The organism is Halolamina pelagica, assembly GCF_001307315.1.
Classification (GTDB): Archaea; Halobacteriota; Halobacteria; order Halobacteriales; family Haloferacaceae; genus Halolamina; species Halolamina pelagica_B.
This window is the reverse complement of the sequence record NZ_LGUC01000002.1, coordinates 321147-338773: the sequence shown is the minus strand read 5'-3', so window position 1 is coordinate 338773 and position 17627 is coordinate 321147. Positions and strand designations below refer to the sequence as shown.

Sequence of the window (17627 nt, the reverse complement as noted above, 5' to 3'; positions counted from 1 at the left end):
GAACTACTACCCGGTCGACCCCGACTACCGGTTCGAGGTGGCCCTCGACGTGTACGACGAGCCCGAGGTCGTCGTCGTCGGAACCAGCACGGACGGCGAACAGGAGTACCTCGCGTGGGGGAGTTCACCGTCGAGATCGGCGGTGAGTCGATCACGGTGACGGCCTACAAGGGCGACCCCGAGGAGGATCGGCTCTGGGTGCCGTTCCGGGACGCGACCAGCGGCGAGGAAACCTACGGTGCGGGCCGGTACATCGATCTCGAACCCGACCACCACCGGACCGACGCGGGAGCGTGGATCCTCGATTTCAACGAGGCGTACAACCCGACCTGTCCTACTCGGACCGGTACGAGTGCCCGCTTCCGCCGACGGAGAACTGGTTCGAGGTGCGGATCGAAGCCGGCGAAAAGGACTTCGAGCTGTAACTAGGCGATTGTTGTCTGCTGGGCAGCAGATAGACCCGTTGTCTCCGCGACGAGCGAGCGACGGCCCACATCACTCGACAGCTTCGAACCACTCGAACAGTTCACGGGCGACAGCGGGCGTTTTGCAAGCTCGCTGCAGTTCGATCGTCAGCGGGCATCGGTGCTCGGTGTTCGCGAGCCAGTTGAGCGCTGTCATCCGTCCGGGAACGCGTTCGGCGGCAGATGTTGGACCGTCCCGGCACGCGGTTCGGTTGTCAGTGCGGAGGCCGAGACGTCCCCCGGGAGCCGATCGACGATGGCGTCAGGACTGGCGTCGCTAACGCCATGGAGATGGATGTTGGCTGGCGTCTCCATCGCCTCCAACATCGCCGTCGGCGTCGCTGTGTGGCCAACGTCACCGGTAAACGCGAGGAGACTCCCCCTTGGCTCGCCGCGACCGCCCGAAGCTGATCGATGTCTGCTGGACTGGTCAGCAAGTAGTCGAACCCCGGACGGGGACAGACGTTTTCGACGGCGATCGTCGGGAGATCCAGCGGCGCCTCAAGGAACCGGTCGCTCCTGATGTGTTCGATGGTTGCCCGGAACGTCTCCACCAGATCGCGCCGTGCCTCAGCGAGTCGCGTCTCGGCGTCCGTTGGAAAGCGGGGCGGGTGTGTGGTTGCGACTGCTGGCTCCATCTTCGGAACGCGATTGATCTCCGGCTGCCCCGGGTAGGATTGGTCCGCTGCCGCGTGCCGTCCTGTTCGTTGAGGAGGACCTCCTTGAGTTCCACTCGACGTTCCAGTTCCCGTCGAGCCCCTGCTCGTGAACCCCCAGCGGGGCGTGTGGATCGTTCGGATCGGCAGCCCGAACGACGAAGCGTACCCGACGGCGGCCTGGGTCGAACTCATGTAGGCCTCCGTGGGCTCGACGAACAGTTCGATGCCATCCGCCGCCTCCGCGACGACAGTCGCGAAGTCGGCCAGTCGCTCGTTTCTCCCGGTCGCCGCGAGGAAGAGTTCGGTGACCGTCATGGAGACCAGGAGCGGGGCGTCTTCGAGCGGCCCGTCCGGCATGATTAGACATCCCCGTGGAGGCTTGCGTGAACCCGAACGAACGGGCCTCGGCGTCGAGCGTCACCGTACCGATACCCCGATAGCCGAGGTTGAGACAGTACGTGTGGCCGTCCGACCCGTCCGCTGGTTCGTAGCCGTGCGTGTGTGAATGGCCGCTGAGTGCGGCAAACACGTCGTGTTCCCGGATGGCGAGTTTGGTCGCGATCGATCCGAAGTGGAGGAACTCTCGATCCGCCTCTCGTGTCCCGACGGCGTGGTGGCGATCGAATGCCGTGTTGAACGGCGGGACGTGGGTGGCGAGGAGGACGTTCGTCTGCGGTTCGAGCAGTTCCGCAAGCTGTTCGTACTCGGTTTCGACGCGCTCGACGCCGCGCGTGAACTCCGGGAGTTCGGCGTCGTCGATGCCGAGTGAACGGGCTGCTTCCCTCGGCGTTTCCGTCCCGCGGACAACGTCGAGACAGGCCGTTTCGAGGTCGTTCGCGACCTGGTCCGCGAGATATCGGCGGTTACCCTGTCGGGCGTCGCGGGGGTCCAGCGCCGGGAACGCACACTGATCGATCGCCGGCGAAAGCGATCGCTGTTCACACCCCTGGCCGACGATCGTGAGGTCGCCGAAATCACGGACGAATCGGTGGCCCGACCACGACGCCCTGAACGGTTCGACCACGTTCGATGGCATCGGCGCGTGATCGTGATTTCCGGGTACGTAGATCACCGGCGTGTCGGTGCCGAACCGCTCGACGAACTCCCGGGCGAGTTCGATATCGGCCGGATTTGCACGATGAGTCAGGTCACCGACGACCAGTACGGCGTCGATGCCATCGGGGACCTGCATCGCGTCGATGTCGTAGCCACTCCCCGCCGGTTTGAGGTGGAGATCGGTGTAGACGAGAAGTCGCATCGGTTACAGATTTGAACCCAGATAGAAGTTAGTAGCGGTTGTGTGGGTTGCTGTCTCACTGTGGGTCGTGGGAGGGCCGTCAGACGCTTTGCCCTCCGTACTCGATGGGGCATCCTCGGTTTCCACGCTGTCGCCATCGATTGTGACAGTTTTCGCACACCGGTAGCCAGGGTTGACACACCGCGTCCCGTCAACGTCGACGACGCCTGCCGCCCCGTGGATATGTCCGCAGAGACAGAGAGCAGGCGAGTACTCCCGGAGTGCGTGGCGAACTGCGAGCGAGCCCCAGTGGTGACCTTGTAGTGGTGAGCGCTCCGCCCGAATCACGTCTAGTTGCGTGTCGAACGGCGGCACGTGTGAGACGAGCACCCCGGCTTCGGCGGTGTTCGCAAACCCATCCCGGAGGTGTCGCAATCGATGCCGGTACCGCTCGATTCCGTCGGCTGGTACTGCCGACGGATCGGGCCCCGTCACCGGAGACGACTGGAACGCCTGTGCTCGGTAGGCGTCCAGCCACTCGTCGACCTGCTCGGCATCACCCTGGAACGGACTGTCAAGATACCTGATCTCCGTACCAGCATCGAAGCGGTCACACCCCAGGCCGACGAACCGAACCCCATCCCGTACGTCGGTAGCCGTGAGATCAGTTACGCCGTCGACGCCGGTGAGCAGATCGCGATACGGGTAGTCGTGGTTGCCGGGAACGTAGCCGACGGGGGCGACCGACCGGACGAGGTCTTCCAGCAGTTCCACCCCGATCTCGGGGAGTGACATCGCTGATCGAGCAGATCGCCGACGACGATCACGACGTCGATCTCCGTCGACGCCACGGTGACTTCTGGGACGGTCGACGCCGTGAGGTGTGGGTCCCCCAGGACGAGAAGCCTCATCCGCCCGTCGCTCGCTCCCCAGGCGTGACGTTCGTCATGGCCATTCAGTGGCGAGCGGTTTGGCCGCCAGCTTCCTAGAGCCATCGGTAACGCAGCTCCTCGTATACGACCCCGACGCGCCCCGGGGTCACGTTTATGCGGATTCGTGTGAGACCGTTTGTGTATCCATGGGTGCCGATGTCGTCGACATTATCGAGAACAAGCGGATGGGCCACGAGGGGACCCGACCGGTGATAGAGCCCACCCCAGCGGGGTCGAAGGGTACGAGCCAGTGCTGCAGGTGGTCGTCGAGGGGTCGACGACGAAAACCGAAGGCGGGTTCAACCCACGGTACGTGTTCGAGCCGAGTGGGCGGCCGGACTTCCACCTGTTCGGGTCACACACGGGGAACTACATCGACAAAGAGACCATAGAGAAAGACGAGCGGCTCCGCAAACTCCTCACGACGCAGATCGGCGACGCCCAGCGGTCGATCCGATACCCCTCCGCGAGTGCGGTCCAACGTCGGTTCATCAATCCGGACACCAGCATCATCGACGACAACGAGTTCGTCCAGGAGTCCTCGACAGGGTATCAGCTCCTCCGGTCGATCCTGATGCGGTACGTACTGAAGTTCCACGAGTACGGGTCGAGCGACTCGCCGAACGGTCACTTCATGACGCTCAACCATCCGGAAGTAGCTGCGTTCGGCTACATGTTCCCGTTCTCACAGATCCCGGCAGTCCTGAAGGGGGACCGAGTGTTCTCTCGGGCTCTTCCGACGATGTACCACGAGTTCCCGGCGTTTCTGGAAGAACGACGGGTGCTGTCGGAGTTGATCGAGGCGGGCTCGCCGTTCGACGAACTCTGTTCGGTCGTCTCTGTCTCTCCGGCTGAACGGGAGAGGCTGAAAGAGACTGATAAAGATGTCCTCAACGAGACGGTCCGTGCGCTCTCCGAGTGGTATATCGCCCCTGACGACTACAGTGCGGTCGGCCGGAACACCCAGATCCTCCGGACCATCGACTGGCTCGAAGACGAAGTCGGCCGGCCCCGTGCCCTCGACGCGCTGAACGTTCCCCGGGAGGCGACGATGCATCCGGACAAGTGGGTCTGTCACCTACTCCACGATATCGCGACCGGGATGGACGTCGACGATATCCGGACCGATGGGAGCTACTGGGAGACGAGGGCGGGCGGTGGCACGTACGACGACGCCAGCGAACTGACTGCGCGGCAGCGACGGGACGCGGTCGAGAACCCGTGGAACCGTGGCTTCTACACGACTCACGAATCGATCCGGCTATCCGAGACCAAACTCGTTCGAACGTGGTACAGCTACCGCCCGGACACGTCGTTCTCCATCGAACACATCCGCTACCGGCTCTTCCTCCAGGAGTTGTTCACGAACAGCACGCTATCGAGAAACGGGGAAGAGTGGGACATCGAGATGATCGGGAAGACGAACACGCCCGCGCGACTGGAACTCACAGACGAGGAGAACGGCCGGATCGTCGACGAGCAGCCGTTCCATTACGCCCGGTACCACGTCCGCGGAGAGAACCCGTTCGAACTGGCCCGCACGGGGGCGACGACGCCCGGCGACATCGGGACGTTCTTCGATTACGAGCAGAACGGCGATCTGTCGTGGCAAGCCTGGAACCAGAGTCGACAGGATGCGCTTCGACAGATGGCGTTCGAGGAAAACGAACTCGGGGAAGCGCTCGAGTGGGTCCAGTCGGGCGAGTATGGCGAGCTGTAGCTGCTTCGCCTACTCGCTGTTCCACTGCTCCCGGATGCGGTCTTCGACGAGCTTCTCGTAGAGGAGTTCCTGCTCGGAATCGCTCATCTCGGGGAACAGGGTGTTTTTCACCATATCCCGATACACATTGACGGCACTCACCGCGAAGGAAGTTATCTCGTCTTCGACCAACTCGGCTGGCTGCTCCGTCCAGGAGTTGATGACGTCCTCGTTCCGATCGAACTGGATGTGTGCGATCGTTTTCGCGAGGTCTATCTGCTGGTGGCGGTCGGCCGCCGTCGAGTCGTCAGCTCCCGTCCCGCCAGACTGGTCAGCCTGACCTTCGGGTTGCGCCGTCTCCGTTGACGGAGTGTCCGTGGCTGCACTGGAGTCATCAGCCGCCGAAGCCTGTGCCCCGGCGTCCCGCGTAGCGTCCACTGCGTCTTCGACGACGCCTTGCTCGTCGTTGATCGGCCCTGCTCCCCCAGCGATACCTTCTTGACCCGGATCTGCCTGTGGCTCCAGGTCGGGGTCCGGCGAGATTGGATCGCCCTGAACCGTCGTAACTGACTCTTCAGCGTCGGGGTCGTCCGGCGTTTCGGCCGCGCCGTCCTCGTGAGTCGTCTCGTCGGCACCGGTTGCATGGGCTGTCCCGCCTGTGCGCTGGGGTTCGCCGTTGGTTCGATCGTCCCAGGCAGTCGGCGCCGTTCTGGGTGCCGCAGCGACTGGTGGGGCCCGAGTTCCGTCCTGCCACTCGTCGAGGACTCTGAGGAGCGCGCTGGTCAGTCGCCGGGGTTGCTCGGCACCGTACTGCTCGAGATCCGTCTCTTCGATCGCGGTCCGAAGCGCCTCGTCAACCTCGTCCTCGCTCGGACTTCCGAGAACGAGTTCCGTCGAGGACTGGAGCATCGAGACGATGTCCTCTGCTCGCGCTTCGTCGACGCCGCCGTCGACGAGTTCGCTCTTCCATCCGTCTTCGACTGATTCTTTGCTACTCCGCGCGTTTTTGATTGGTTCTGTCCCGCTACCGTCGGTGTGCCTGTTGTCGTTCATTGTTGGTCGTGTGTCTGTCTCGCGGTGTGGTCAGGGGCGTCGTCGCGTGTACGAACCGAACAGTACCTGCCCGTCGGCGACCTGCACGTCGAACCCGGTTCGTTTCAGTGAGGCGTTCTGTCCGTCCTTGCCGAGAAGCTCCCGCACCGTGTCACCGCCTGTCACGACCCGTCCGTGCTCTGACCCGTCGTCGGCGGCAGCGTTGAGCTTCCACGCGCCAGCGTGGATCAGCCCCAGGTAGGACCGTATCTGTCGTGAGAGTCGCCGCTCGTCGTCGCAGCCGACGAGACCGGTGATGACGCCTGCGACGGCGAAATCGTGAACGCCGTCGGCAGTCTGCCACCCCCCGTCGGCGGCCGGTAGATCGGTGCCGAGCTCCAACGACGCTAGCAGGTCCTCGTAGCTTGTGCCGCGGAGCGAACTCAGGTTGCCGATCCCGATCTCGACGTTCGGATCCCGAAACATGCCTGCCTGCTGGGCGACAGTGGACATCGACGCCTCGGTGGGAACCACCGAGATCTTCTCTTCGGGATACCCTTCCACGCGCTCCGCGGTGTGTTCGCCGGCGTCGAGTCTACTGAGCACGCCGCCGACGTAGTCGACCATGCAGGCGGCTTTACCGCTGGGGAGACTCTGGGGTGAGCCCGCATCGAGATCCTGTTGCTGAAGCCAGTCACAGACCGCGCCGATCCGATACGTCGCGTAGTCGGAGTCCTTCTCGACTTTTGGGATCCGCTGAATCACGCCGATATCCTCGAGATACGGCAGGATGTCCGTCAGCGTCGCGTTCGACCACTCGTTGTCAGCGTCGTCGAGTTCGTTCGCTTCGAGATACTCGTTGACTGCCTCCTTCAGCCCGGTAAACGTATAGACGTCCGAATCGGCCTGCAGGACCGTTTCGAGCACCGGCCTCCGGTAGGTTGAGTGCTGGACGGCGAACACTTGGCTGATTCGAGACCAGTACGCTGCGAGCGACATCGGACCTGTCTGTGGCTGGCTCATGGGATGTGTCGGGAGAGCACGGTTCGGTTCTCGGGTGGTTCGCGTCTGTCGGGAAACGTTGCACCGCTCGACATCCGACCCCTACGCGCCAGGGGTGGCTTGCCCTGATGGTGACGCATCGATTGGGGTAATCTTTTTATATCGTTTTGGCGAGACAAGATACTCGCAGGATCGGTAGCAGCCCTCATATATCTAATGGGGAAGCCGATCGACCACATGACCAAGCCGACGTCGCGCCGGGGAGCGTCGAGGCCCCTCGTAGACTGTCGCGGACGCAGCGTCGACGTGCGGGACTTGAGCGACTCGGTCACTCCGACTGCAGTTTCGTCACGACCGCGCGTGCTTTGTACTCCTGTTCGTACAGAGCGTTCCAAGCGGCCTCGTCGAAGCCCGCCAACTGCACCGGTTCGAACTGCGTCAACTTCAGTTGGCGCTTGCACTCACTACACTGGGCGATGCCGTGGACTTTCACCACCTCGACACCGACCTCCGGGTGGTTCTCTACCAGGGAAACCTGGCCGTCCTGCGCTCGGAACTCATTCTTGGTGCCACACTCCGGACAGCGGAACTCCGTTCGAGTCAGAATGTCCCCTGAGCTGGGGTCCATCGCGTCCCGAAAATACTCGAGTGCCAGCACCAGTTGATCTATCTCGTCCTCGGTTATCCTGATCTCACCCGGCGTGTTACCCCGTTGTTCCAGCACCTTGTTCATCAGCCGGCAAACGGTCACGAACCGTTCTGCTCGATCCATACCTGGCCGAACGATGCGTTGCTCCGTTTGTACTATCCACTGTGAACAGGGGAAGATCAGCGTGAGCCACCGTTCTAGTCCCGACGTTCTGAGGCAGATTCGAGCAGGCATGGTGTCGATCACACCGACTCCTGACGGGTCCTATCGATTTGTGAGATTCACCACCCTCGGTTCATCACTCATAAAGCTAATCCAGAACACCGGTCAGGGGACTTGCCGAGTACCCCCGGCGTATCGCTGTAGATATGGCACGCAAGAGCGTCCGTGTCCGGAAGGTTCGCTACAAAGGCCACACGGTCCGGGTCAAGGTCTACCGGCGCAACGGTCGTATCGTCCGACTCAAAGTGATCAAGTCGCCCGTCAAGGTCAAGCGGAAAGTCCTGATCCGGCGGATCCGTCGCCGATAACGTAGTTGGGAGTACGATTTCGGTACGCGATGCCGGATCAGATGGCTGCTCCGAAAAGCGACCACGGACAGTGAATTACCGAATACTCCTGAGCGTTCGAGTTACGAAGTCACACGTATGATGTCAGACGACACGACCGTTCTGCTGGATGGGCAACCGCTCGAGTTGGTCGAGGAAACTGGGCACGGAGCGGTGATCTTTGGTGACGGGGAGACCGGCGTCATTTTCCTCCCGGATTCGGGGAACTGTCTCGTCAAGGAGGGCGAGATGGTCACGCAACTGAGCGAAGACCGGTTCGAGAAGGACCGTCGCGTCTTCACGGGGTTCGGCAGGCACACCGTCGAGGTGGTCTGGGACGTTGCGAGCTCCGAGTCCACTGGGGGAGACACGTCGAAGTGAGCGGAGCCAGCTGGGTCCAGCACGTCCCCATCCCGATCGGGCTGGCGCGCCCGTCTGCACACCTTCGGGGAGCGCGATCGACGTTGACGACGACATACGTGGTCGACATCCAACTGAATCTCCGTTCCGGAGGAATCGGTGGTCCCACGGTACCTCGAAACAGGCCCCTCCGGCCGCCGCAAATCACTTATAAAGACTTCGCAGATTCCCGTTCTCAGTCAGGTCCACCGTGGTACCGCTCTGACGAGGAACTACGCCATGACGAAGAAGATCACCACGATGAAGCGGCGGGCGAAGGGGTTCGTGGACGAGATCCACTGTGACGGTCGCCACTACGGGGTGGTCAACAGCTTCGACTCGTCGTGCTCGCTCGGCACGCTCCGGCCGTCTTCGAGCAGCCTGAAGTCCGACATCCGCAAGCTGTCGGCCGGGGGGCAGACGGCCCTGTACGACTCGGTGTACCACTCCATCGGCTCGCTGGCGAAGGCCCACTACGACGCCGACCGTCACGGTATCCCGATGGCCGTCCTGACGTTCACCGACGGGAAGGAGAACAACAGCACCCGCGGGGTCGGCGACGTCCGGAAGCTGATCCGGGACCTCGAGTTCTTCCCGTCGAACAACTGCTACTTCATCATCGCCGGCGTCGGCGAGGCGTCGGAAACGCAGATGCAGGAGCTGTGTCGGGACGACTACGGCCTGTACATCTCGGCGTCGGACATCGACGAGGTGTTCAGCACGTTCAAACGGCTGCTGTTGAAACTCGTCCTGAAAGACGAGCGCGCCGCGGTCAAATCGCGCAAGAACGGCAAGGTGGTGAAAGTCGAGGGGCACAAACGCTCCGTCGGCGCGTCGATCAAGGAGGTCGACTACGCGCTCAACCTCGACTGCTCCGGATCGATGGGGTGAGTTTCGCCACCCCGGGCAGTTTCCGGCCGCTCGGTAGCAATCCGGGTGGTCACTCCGGCCGCAACTCGATATCCACTGTCGACGGGATCCGTGTCAGCAGGTCCACGAGCATGACCTCCCCCGATAGGTCGAGCGATCCCTCCGCGAACAGGTCCACGAAGGTGTCCCGGTAGGCCCTGAGGTCGACCGGTTCGCTGTCGGCGATGGTGGCGATGGCCGTGACGAGGTTCGCTTCGGTCTGTGTCCCGGGACGCGCTTCGAGTGCCGTCGTGAGTTCGGGGACGCTCTCGACGAGCTGGTCGGGATTGGACTCGGCCAGGATGCAGTATATCTCCGCGACATCCTCGCGAGCCTCGGGGGCGCTGTCGAACAGTGCTGCCAGCTCCTCGTTCCCCTCGCCGAATATTTGGGGACGCCCGGGCTCACTTCCTTGAGTACCCCAAGAGGTGCTCCTGGACGTCTTCGTGGGCGCGCTCGTACAGATCCACGAGTGACTCCTCCTCGTCGTCGACGAGTTCGGCTGCGACACGATCGGGGGCTGCCTGTGCGACCCGGCCCAGCGCTTTCGCCCCGTGTGTCGTGTAGACCGTGTAGCCGAGACAGTCACTCGCCGGGGACTCGTCGAACGACTGCCGGTCTAGCGTGGCTCCGAGCCAGACCAGGTGGCCGACGAGCCCCGTCTCGTCGGTGACGAGCGCTTCGGCGTCGTGGCCGGCGAGGTGGTACAGCGCCTCCGCGGCGGGGAACATCGCCTGCCCCTTCGCCTCCGACTCCAGATCGAGTAACGAATCGATCTCTTCGACCGTCGGAAGGACCGTCGCAGGCCGGGTCCGCGAGAGCCCGCAGACGGCCCACATCGCGTGTTTGCGAACGTCTTCGTCGTCCGCGTCGAAGGCGTCAGTGAGCGCCGGAAGCAGCTCCTCGGTCCCCGCGGGCGGAGATTCGTGGACGACGTTGTCGCTCAACATCGAGTTCTTCGCGGACTGCCCCGTCAGCACCCTGGCGATTGCCGCCGCGTTCTTCTGCCGATCGGTCGACCCATCCCGGAGTGCCTGTAGCAGCTCCGTCCGCACCGCCTGATCCAACTCCTCTAGCGACGCCGAGAGTTCGCCGATGGCCTCGACGGCGTTCGACGTGGAGAGGCTCCCGCTGTACGCCAGATCGAACTCGACCAACTCGACGAACAGGCCCTCGGGCACGGCGTCAATCTCCCCGGCGACTTCGCTCAGCACGCGACAGATCGAGTCCTTGGTGTAGTCCGACGAGTCCCGGAAGGCGACGACGAGGTCGTCGACGACGCCGGCAACCGGTTCGGGATGGTCGGTCGCGACGTGCCACAGTGCGCTCGCGGCCTCCTTCCGGATGTCTGCGGTCCCCTCCCGGAGCGTCTCCCCCAGCGTCGGAACGGCGTCGACCACGGAGTCCGGCCTGTTGTCGGCGAACTGGCTCATACACTCCGCCGCACTCTCAGTGAGGCGGTCGTCGTCCGCCGCCAGCGCTTCCTCGATGCGGGGGCGGAGTTCGTAGAACGGCTCCGCGTCGCGAAGCACGGCGGACGAAGTGAACTGTATCGCCCGAACCCGTGTCTCCAGATCGTCGCTGTCGAGCGCCGCCCGGATCTCCGGGCGGAGGTCCTCGGCCACGTCCGGCCGTTCTTCGAGCACGGTCATACAGGCGCTGCGTGCGTTCGTCGAGTCGATGCTTTCGGAAGCGGTGAACGACATCTCGAGGAGGCTGTCGGCGCCGTCCGCAACGGCGTCCGGTTCCACCTCGGCGACGTTTTCGAGCGCCGTCGCGGCCATGTACCGTCCGCTCGCGTTCTCCTCGTCGACGACATCGAGGAGGGCGGGTGCGTGCTCCACGACGGCCTCGGGGTGTTGCCTGCTTATCTCGCCCAACGCGGTACAGGCGTAGTTCGAAGCGTCGTCGCCCTGATCGAGCGCCGTCTCCAGGACGTCCGTGTGAGCGACCAGCCTGTCGGGAGACTGATCCGCAACGTTGCTGAGCAGTTCGGCGACCGACCCTTTGGTCGACTGATTGGTCCAATCGGCTTCGAGCAGCCGTCGGCACTCCGGGATGACCGTCTCGAAGGTCGCCGGGTCGTGCGCCAACAGGCGTTCCAAGGTCCGCCGCGTGTAGAGTTGTGCCCGTTCGGTCGAGAGCCCGGCGACGATATCGGCCGCCGACGGGACGAGTACGTCCGGGTCCGTCGCTGCCACCGCCGCGAGCAGTTCGGACGCCTCCGAGGCCACGTCGCCGGAACCGCCGTCCAGCGACTCGATCACGTCCGGAAGTACCTCGTTGACGAGTGCGGACGCCCCGTCCCCGTCAAGCCCGGTTTCGACCACCGCAGCGAGGACGAGTAAACTGTGCTCCTGCGCCGTCGGCGCACCGTCGGGGAACGGCGACACGATCGACTCCGGCAGGTCCTCGGCAGCCCCCGGTTCCGCGTCGATGACACGTTCGATGGTGGTCGCAGCTGAGTAGGAGACCTGCTCGTGACCGATGAACCCGGCCAGCTGTTCGACCTCGTCGCGAAGCCGTTCGGGCGCGTACTCAGAGATCTCGAACACTGCTTCGACGGCCGCCTCCGCCACCTCGCTCTCCTCGGCGTCGAGCAACGGCCGCACGTCGGCAGTCGCGTCGAGCGCCGCCTCGGAGGGCGTTTCGTCGCTCAAGAACCCCACGTTGACCAGGTTCCTGACGAACTTGACGGCCTCCGTACGCACCGGGGCCGGGCTCTCTCGCAGGAGTTCTCGAACCTCGGGGAGCCCCCGTTCGGCGATCGTCTCGTGATCACTGGCGAGACACCGCACGTAGTAGCCGGCGACCGGCCGGCGATCCCCTGCCTCGGTGTCGGTGAACGTCGAGAGCAGGGAGTCGAACAGCTGAGTCCCGACCTCGTCATCGTGCGCGGCGAGGTTCGTGAACAGGTGTTGGTTGTTCCACCGCTGGGACTGGTTGTCCGCCCGGAGCCCGATTTCGACCAGCCGGCGACGATGTTCGACGAGCTCCCCCGGCACCTTGTAGCTGAGCTGCTGGAGCAGCGCCGTGAGGTTGTCCCGGATTTCGACGGATAGCTGCTCCTTGCCTGTCGTCTCTTCCACACGAGCGGGTTCTCGATGGGCTTCGCGGTAGGCCGCCGCGACGATGTCGTCGGCGATCTCGACAAACGGCGTCGGGTCGTCTTGGATGTACTCGGTGGCTGCGTCGGTCGTGAGACGCCACTCTTCGAGCTGGCCGATACTCCTCGCGGGGCCGACCCCGCCCCGGAGCGACTCCACCACCGTTTCCACGTCCGGATCGGCGTCGTTCACCATCTGTGCCGCCACCTCGGGTGTCGTGTGTCGACAGAACGTTGCTGAGTCATCATCGGTCGAGTTCCGGTATCAGCGAATCCGCGATTTCGGCGACCGGGTCAACTACCGCCCGGCTTCCGCACGTCTCCCCACCACACCGGTTTTCGGAGACGCGACAGAGCGGGCACTCGATCGTCGTGGCCGGCGCCGACAGTTCGAAGAGGCGCTCGATCAACTCCCGTCCGAGATACGCCCGCGCCCAGTACGACTCGTAGCGTTCCCCGTCCACGGTGGTCCCGCCGAGGAAGGGATTCGCTAAGTGATCGGTCGCTCCCGATCGAGTGTAGACGACGCCCCCGAACCCTCCTTGTCGGAAGGCTCGCGATATCGTCTGGTCGGTCGCCGCCGCGGCGAGGGGGACCTGATCGACATCCGGCGTCGGGAACCGTACCGGGTCAGTCGCGCCGACCGGTTCGGTCAACAGCGGCGGTTCCGGCCGCTGGGGCGACGCGGAGTCGCCGAGATCACGCCGCAATCGCTCGGCGAGTTCTCGCGACGCCTGTCCCGGAACGTCGTCGACCCGGGACAGCGAGTCCGCCGCCGAGTCGAGCCGTTCCGCGGGGTCGTACGACGCCACGGCCGTCCGGTCCGGCTCAGGGGGAGCGGTGCGTCGAGGGCCACGTCGGCGACGACCTCGGCCGGGACCCGACCGTACGTCTCTCGGAGCGCGGTGAGCCGGTCGAGCACGTCGTCCCGGGGCACCGAGAGCGTCACCGACCCGGCGAGTTCGGTTAGCTGGTCGCTGGCCGTCGCTTCGTCGACGTCCGGATGCATCGCGCCGAACACCGCGGCCATCTGGTCGAGGTAGCCGTCCTCTTCGACCATGGTCCAGACGAAGAACCGATCGACCGTCGTCGCGACCGGGTGCCACCGCTCGTGGAGCGTGCGCGCGGCCCCGACAGCCTCGTCGATTCGTCCGGCCGCGTCCGCGACGGGGGTATCGCCGGCCGCGGCCTCGAACAACGCGTTCGTCGCCCTTCGGTAGAGCGTCCGTCCCGTTCTGGCCGGGGTGAACTGCTGGCGGTAGCCGGCCATCAGCAGCGCCGGGAGTCTGAACGTCTGGAACGCCCGCATCGCCGCCTGGTCGCCGCTTGGCGGGTCGAGTCGGAGCAGGCTTCGCCATGGGTCCACCTCCCCGTACGACCGCTCGTCGCCGAACGCAGTTGATACCTGCATCACCCTGTCCGGTCTGAGTATCCGGTACGGAGTTCAGCTAATAAACGTTCGCCCGGCAGCCGGTCGCCGGGGCGGTGACCGGACCGGGACGGCCCCCTGCTACGGGTCTCAGTTCGACTCATCGGATTCGGGGGATCAGGGGTTTTGCCCACGATGTCCTCACGGATCGCCGCGACCCGCTCGGACAGTTCGTCGGCTCGCTTCTTCTGTGCTGTCGCCACCTCCTGGGCCTGTTCACGGCGCTCTTCCCGAACGCGCTCGTTGTGCCCGATGACCGTCGACGCCCGTGCGAGATGGACGTAGAGCGTCTCGATGTGGTCACGGAGTCGCTCCGGATCGTCCGGGAGCTCCTGAACTGGCGTGTAGAACGATTCGTCTTCTAAGATCGGTCCGGCTTCCCCGATCGTCTCCGGGAGATCTGGTCGCTCCGGGTCGCCCATAGTTGCTGACAGGACGGCGACCCAGTTAGTCCTGTCCCGGCGACGGCGTGTCCCGATAGACGAGACCGACTCCCGTCGGTCTCCGGACAGTACGACTTGCGCGCTCACGGAGGCCCCGGTACCCCGCCAGACCGTCGAGAAGGCTACTGGGTGGTCGACACCCACGGTACGGCCACGATGAACTGCGCGCAGGACGTCCCAACCCTCCCGTCCCGGGTGGAGCTACGGCCGGCGAAATCGATCGACCGCCGCGAGATGGAGCGCCTCTGGCGCCGGCGCGTCGGCTTCGAGATCACGAACACGCTCGACGCCGTCTTCGACGACGAGACGGCGGCTCACGGGTTCGTCGCGACCAACGTCGAAACGATCGTCGGGTTCGGGGTCGTCCTCGTGCTCACTGCCGAGGGTGCCCGCGACGCCTTCTCGGCCCCGCTGGCGGATTACCCGTTAGGCGAGGAAGTCGCAGTGTTCCACGCCGGCGTCGTCGACGAACAGTGGGAGGGGCGCGGCATCGGCTCCGCGCTGATGTGGACACGACTCGCGTTGGCCCGGGAGCAGTACGAGGTCGACGCTGCGGTCGGGAACGCGTGGCTCCGCCCTCACCGTGTCGACTCGTCAGTCCTGTTCGAGAAGTTCGGGTTCGACCGGGTCGAGACCGTGCCGAAGTTCGCACAGCGAACCGACGGTGATCGAGACTGCCCCGACTGTGACGGCGAGTGTACGTGTTCGGGCGCGCTGTATCTCTGGACGCCGACGGCGGCGTAGACCCCCGCGTATCCCCCGAGTACTTACACCCCGAAGAGTCGCCCCGCCGCGGCGAAGTCCCGGTCGAGCTCCGGGCGGAGGGGGCCTGACGATCTCCGGGATGAGTTCCGGCGCTCGTGTGTGGTTGGCGTTGAGGTCCTCCATCCGGTCCACGGCCTGCAGGAGGTCGTCGTGGTCGAGGGAGTCGCTCCCTACGTCACCGTCTGCGCCCGCCATCTAACACCACCGTACGGACACCACCACGTAGGCGTTGCTCCCGGGAGAACGGTGTAGAAAAATCCTTCGCTGATTCGCCGCTTGCGGTCAAGCGGTCCTCGTCCGACGACAACAGTGAGGTGTGCTGGAAAGCATGTTCGGAACGGCCGTTGCACAGGCGGGCGGGTTCGGCGGCAACATGGGGATGCTCATGTTCATCGGCGTGCTGATCGCCGTCGTGTGGTTCACCGCCCAGTCGTCGGGCGACAGCAACAGCGACGAGGACGACGAGGACGGGCGCCGCGTGGTCCGAGTCCGTCGGGTCCGGGTCCGCCGGCGGCGACGGAAGCGCTGAGCGGCGTCGTTGGTTTTCTACAGTACGTGTCGGAGTGAGACTGGCAGTAGCCCCGGTCGCAGCGGAAGCCTGTTTCAGCCGGTCGCGGAAGTAGACACCACCTCAGGTAGGGCAATCGAGCTGTCGGCAGTGGGTTCGACGGCGAGTACTCACTCCTCCTCGGTCTGCGTGGCGGAGCCGTCTGTGTCGCCTTCGAGCAGGTTCTCGGCCACCTCGTCGCGGTCGCCGTCGAGATCGGACGCGACGGGGTCGATGACCGACTGGAAGTTCGTTGCCAGGTCGTCGTCGTCCCGTTCGCGGTTGGCCAGCAGGAGGAGCCCCCCGACGACGTGGAGTTGGGCGGGCGTCTCTGTTCCCTCCGCGAGCGTGACGAGCCGATCCGCCGTGGAGAGTGCCCTGTCCACGTCGAACTCACCCATGCGGGTGACGAACCGATTGACCGCCGGCCGGATCGCCCTGTCGGGGTCGGAGAGGCTGTCGAGGGGGTATCCTGCTCCCCCTGAGAGATGCCGTCGTCGAGGTACTGCAGGAACTCCGCGCCGACGGCGTCAGGATCGACTGCCGCGAAACACCCGCCCAGGTCGGCCACGAACCGTTGGACGTCCTCGTCGTCCCGATTCAGCAGTTCGTCGAACACCCCGTCGCCGGCGGCGTCGACGAGCGCCGGGAACCGGGGGCGAGTGCATCGAGGGTGGTAGAGAGAATAACCCGGGCGACCACTCCCGACTCGTCGGCGGCCGCGTGGCCGTACCGCGCCCTGAACCGGTCGTCGCTCCGAACGGCCGCGGTGAACGCGTCACCGACCCGTTCCGGGACCATCTCGGGGTCGTGGTCAGCGACCTGATACAGGAACCTGACTGCGAACAGTGGAAACATCGGTCCGTCGTTCTCGAAGGGGCCGTCCAACGTGCGGACGCCGGGCTGGAGCGACCCCCAACCGACCTCCCCACTGAGTGCTGCGAACGCGCGTGCAGCGTCCCGCCTGACGGGGAAGGCCTCCGTCCGGAGGTGTGTCGCCAACTCGACGGTGTACGGTTCGAGGCGCGCGGGATCGTCGTTGGCGAGACGTGCAGCGAACCGGAGGAACCCCTCACGGAGGTTCGACTCGGTTCTGAGAAGGTACTGGTGGAGGTCGATGGATTCGGCCACGAGCGTTCGGGCGTGATCGCCCCCGCTCGCCCGCCCGAGCACGCCGTAGCCCGCCGCAGCGAGGTTCGCTTCCTGGGTTCCGTCGGCCTTCTTCGAGAGGGTGATGAGGTGTTCGGCGATTCGCTTTGCGATCTCGTCGGGAGGGTCGTAGTCGGCGGCGTCGATCGCCGCCGAGAGCAGGAGCGTGCCCGCAGCCGTCAGCCACGGGTCGCCGTCGCCACTCGTTCCGTCACGGACCAGCGATTCACCCAACTCCGTCCGGACCGGGGGTCGATCGACGTTTCCGTGTTCGTCTGTGCGACGACGCGGGCAGCCGTACACGCGGCCCGCGGGAGGTTCTCGTCGAGCGCCCCGGCGGCGGCCTGTTCGAGGAGGTCGAACAGGTGCTCGTGAGTCGCCCCCCAGACTTCCTCGGTCATCTTCCCCCGCGAGAGGATCCCGGCGGCGTGTTTGGCCTCCTTGTACCCTCCCTCTTCGAACCCCTGAATCGCCGTCTCGAGCTCGTCGTCAGTGAGTAGTTGTCCGTTGTCGACGGACGTTTTGGTCGAGATCAGTTCGAGGCCGAGCCGTGGCGTCGAATCTGGCATACCCGAACGAATGGTGTGCGTGTCCATAACCGTAATCTCCCCCCGAACCAGGGACCACGGAGGCCGGGGACGCCCGGCGACCATCTCGA

At 64.7% G+C, this 17627-nt stretch carries 20 protein-coding genes and 2 pseudogenes; 7 read left to right on the top strand and 15 right to left on the bottom strand.

Features of this window, described 5'->3' with window-relative positions; translation table 11 throughout:
• Nucleotides 1-425: pseudogene (locus SY89_RS15395) on the top strand (DUF1684 domain-containing protein); the annotation flags it as partial.
• Nucleotides 426-495: 70 nt separating this feature from the next.
• Here the strand turns inward: SY89_RS15395 and SY89_RS19190 are convergent.
• The 4 genes and pseudogenes from SY89_RS19190 to SY89_RS16875 form a co-directional block, all read right to left on the bottom strand.
• On the bottom strand, nt 496-621 hold the full coding sequence (locus SY89_RS19190) for a hypothetical protein (RefSeq protein WP_275575429.1): 126 nt from the start codon (nt 619-621) through the stop codon (nt 496-498).
• A 58-nt stretch (nt 622-679) separates the two neighbouring features.
• A complete protein-coding gene (locus SY89_RS18875; protein ID WP_239685712.1) occupies nt 680-1480 on the bottom strand; it encodes a hypothetical protein in 801 nt (266 codons plus the stop codon).
• 199 nt (nt 1481-1679) lie between these two features.
• A pseudogene (locus SY89_RS18870) lies at nt 1680-2381 on the bottom strand (metallophosphoesterase family protein); the annotation flags it as partial.
• A 3-nt stretch (nt 2382-2384) separates the two neighbouring features.
• Nucleotides 2385-3155, bottom strand: a complete 771-nt coding sequence (locus tag SY89_RS16875) for a metallophosphoesterase family protein (protein WP_144427299.1) — start codon at nt 3153-3155, stop codon at nt 2385-2387.
• 387 nt (nt 3156-3542) lie between these two features.
• Here SY89_RS16875 and SY89_RS15370 point away from each other — a divergent pair, with 387 nt between their 5' ends.
• Complete coding sequence (locus SY89_RS15370; RefSeq protein ID WP_054584747.1) at nt 3543-5012, top strand: hypothetical protein; 1470 nt, start codon at nt 3543-3545, stop codon at nt 5010-5012.
• Nucleotides 5013-5021: 9 nt separating this feature from the next.
• On the opposite strand, the gene SY89_RS15365 is transcribed toward SY89_RS15370, so the two are convergent.
• From SY89_RS15365 to SY89_RS15355, 3 genes are all read right to left on the bottom strand, one after another.
• Nucleotides 5022-6044 (bottom strand): hypothetical protein, encoded by a 1023-nt coding sequence (locus tag SY89_RS15365; RefSeq protein WP_054585016.1) that lies wholly within the window; start codon nt 6042-6044, stop codon nt 5022-5024.
• A 30-nt stretch (nt 6045-6074) separates the two neighbouring features.
• Nucleotides 6075-7022, bottom strand: coding sequence for a hypothetical protein (locus SY89_RS15360; protein WP_144427298.1), 948 nt, complete (start codon nt 7020-7022; stop codon nt 6075-6077).
• Nucleotides 7023-7353: 331 nt separating this feature from the next.
• Complete coding sequence (locus SY89_RS15355) at nt 7354-7758, bottom strand: hypothetical protein (protein WP_144427254.1); 405 nt, start codon at nt 7756-7758, stop codon at nt 7354-7356.
• Nucleotides 7759-8042: 284 nt separating this feature from the next.
• Between SY89_RS15355 and SY89_RS17510 the strand changes: the two genes are divergently transcribed.
• The 3 genes from SY89_RS17510 to SY89_RS15345 all read left to right on the top strand — a co-directional run bounded on the left by SY89_RS17510 (nt 8043) and on the right by SY89_RS15345 (nt 9512).
• Nucleotides 8043-8204 (top strand): hypothetical protein, encoded by a 162-nt coding sequence (locus SY89_RS17510; protein WP_189319196.1) that lies wholly within the window; start codon nt 8043-8045, stop codon nt 8202-8204.
• A 117-nt stretch (nt 8205-8321) separates the two neighbouring features.
• The gene (locus SY89_RS15350; protein ID WP_054584742.1) at nt 8322-8603 is read left to right on the top strand and encodes a hypothetical protein; all 282 of its coding nucleotides are present in this window, start codon (nt 8322-8324) and stop codon (nt 8601-8603) included.
• Nucleotides 8604-8861: 258 nt separating this feature from the next.
• Nucleotides 8862-9512 carry a vWA domain-containing protein gene (locus tag SY89_RS15345; RefSeq protein ID WP_054585014.1) on the top strand — a complete coding sequence of 217 codons (651 nt, stop codon included), beginning with the start codon at nt 8862-8864 and terminating at the stop codon, nt 9510-9512.
• 49 nt (nt 9513-9561) lie between these two features.
• On the opposite strand, the gene SY89_RS15340 is transcribed toward SY89_RS15345, so the two are convergent.
• From SY89_RS15340 to SY89_RS15320, 5 genes are read right to left on the bottom strand one after another with little or no spacing between them, the layout of a single operon-like run.
• A complete protein-coding gene (locus SY89_RS15340) occupies nt 9562-10041 on the bottom strand; it encodes a hypothetical protein (protein ID WP_054585013.1) in 480 nt (159 codons plus the stop codon).
• Complete coding sequence (locus tag SY89_RS15335) at nt 9935-12844, bottom strand: hypothetical protein (RefSeq protein WP_144427297.1); 2910 nt, start codon at nt 12842-12844, stop codon at nt 9935-9937. Before SY89_RS15335 ends, SY89_RS15340 begins: the two co-directional genes overlap by 107 nt.
• A gap of 37 nt (nt 12845-12881) precedes the next feature.
• Complete coding sequence (locus tag SY89_RS15330; protein ID WP_054585011.1) at nt 12882-13292, bottom strand: hypothetical protein; 411 nt, start codon at nt 13290-13292, stop codon at nt 12882-12884.
• Nucleotides 13289-14047 (bottom strand): hypothetical protein, encoded by a 759-nt coding sequence (locus SY89_RS15325; RefSeq protein ID WP_054584737.1) that lies wholly within the window; start codon nt 14045-14047, stop codon nt 13289-13291. Before SY89_RS15325 ends, SY89_RS15330 begins: the two co-directional genes overlap by 4 nt.
• Nucleotides 14047-14487, bottom strand: coding sequence for a hypothetical protein (locus SY89_RS15320; protein ID WP_054584736.1), 441 nt, complete (start codon nt 14485-14487; stop codon nt 14047-14049). The genes SY89_RS15325 and SY89_RS15320 overlap by 1 nt, the downstream gene beginning before the upstream one ends.
• A 255-nt stretch (nt 14488-14742) precedes the next feature.
• Here SY89_RS15320 and SY89_RS15315 point away from each other — a divergent pair, with 255 nt between their 5' ends.
• The gene (locus SY89_RS15315) at nt 14743-15252 is read left to right on the top strand and encodes a GNAT family N-acetyltransferase (protein ID WP_189319218.1); all 510 of its coding nucleotides are present in this window, start codon (nt 14743-14745) and stop codon (nt 15250-15252) included.
• 337 nt (nt 15253-15589) lie between these two features.
• Complete coding sequence (locus SY89_RS15310) at nt 15590-15802, top strand: hypothetical protein (RefSeq protein WP_144427296.1); 213 nt, start codon at nt 15590-15592, stop codon at nt 15800-15802.
• Nucleotides 15803-15951: 149 nt separating this feature from the next.
• On the opposite strand, the gene SY89_RS15305 is transcribed toward SY89_RS15310, so the two are convergent.
• The 3 genes from SY89_RS15305 to SY89_RS15295 form a co-directional block, all read right to left on the bottom strand.
• On the bottom strand, nt 15952-16221 hold the full coding sequence (locus tag SY89_RS15305; RefSeq protein ID WP_054585008.1) for a hypothetical protein: 270 nt from the start codon (nt 16219-16221) through the stop codon (nt 15952-15954).
• 199 nt (nt 16222-16420) lie between these two features.
• Nucleotides 16421-17203, bottom strand: a complete 783-nt coding sequence (locus tag SY89_RS15300) for a hypothetical protein (RefSeq protein WP_054585007.1) — start codon at nt 17201-17203, stop codon at nt 16421-16423.
• The gene (locus SY89_RS15295; protein ID WP_054585006.1) at nt 17149-17538 is read right to left on the bottom strand and encodes a hypothetical protein; all 390 of its coding nucleotides are present in this window, start codon (nt 17536-17538) and stop codon (nt 17149-17151) included. The genes SY89_RS15300 and SY89_RS15295 overlap by 55 nt, the downstream gene beginning before the upstream one ends.
• Nucleotides 17539-17627 lie beyond the last annotated feature (89 nt).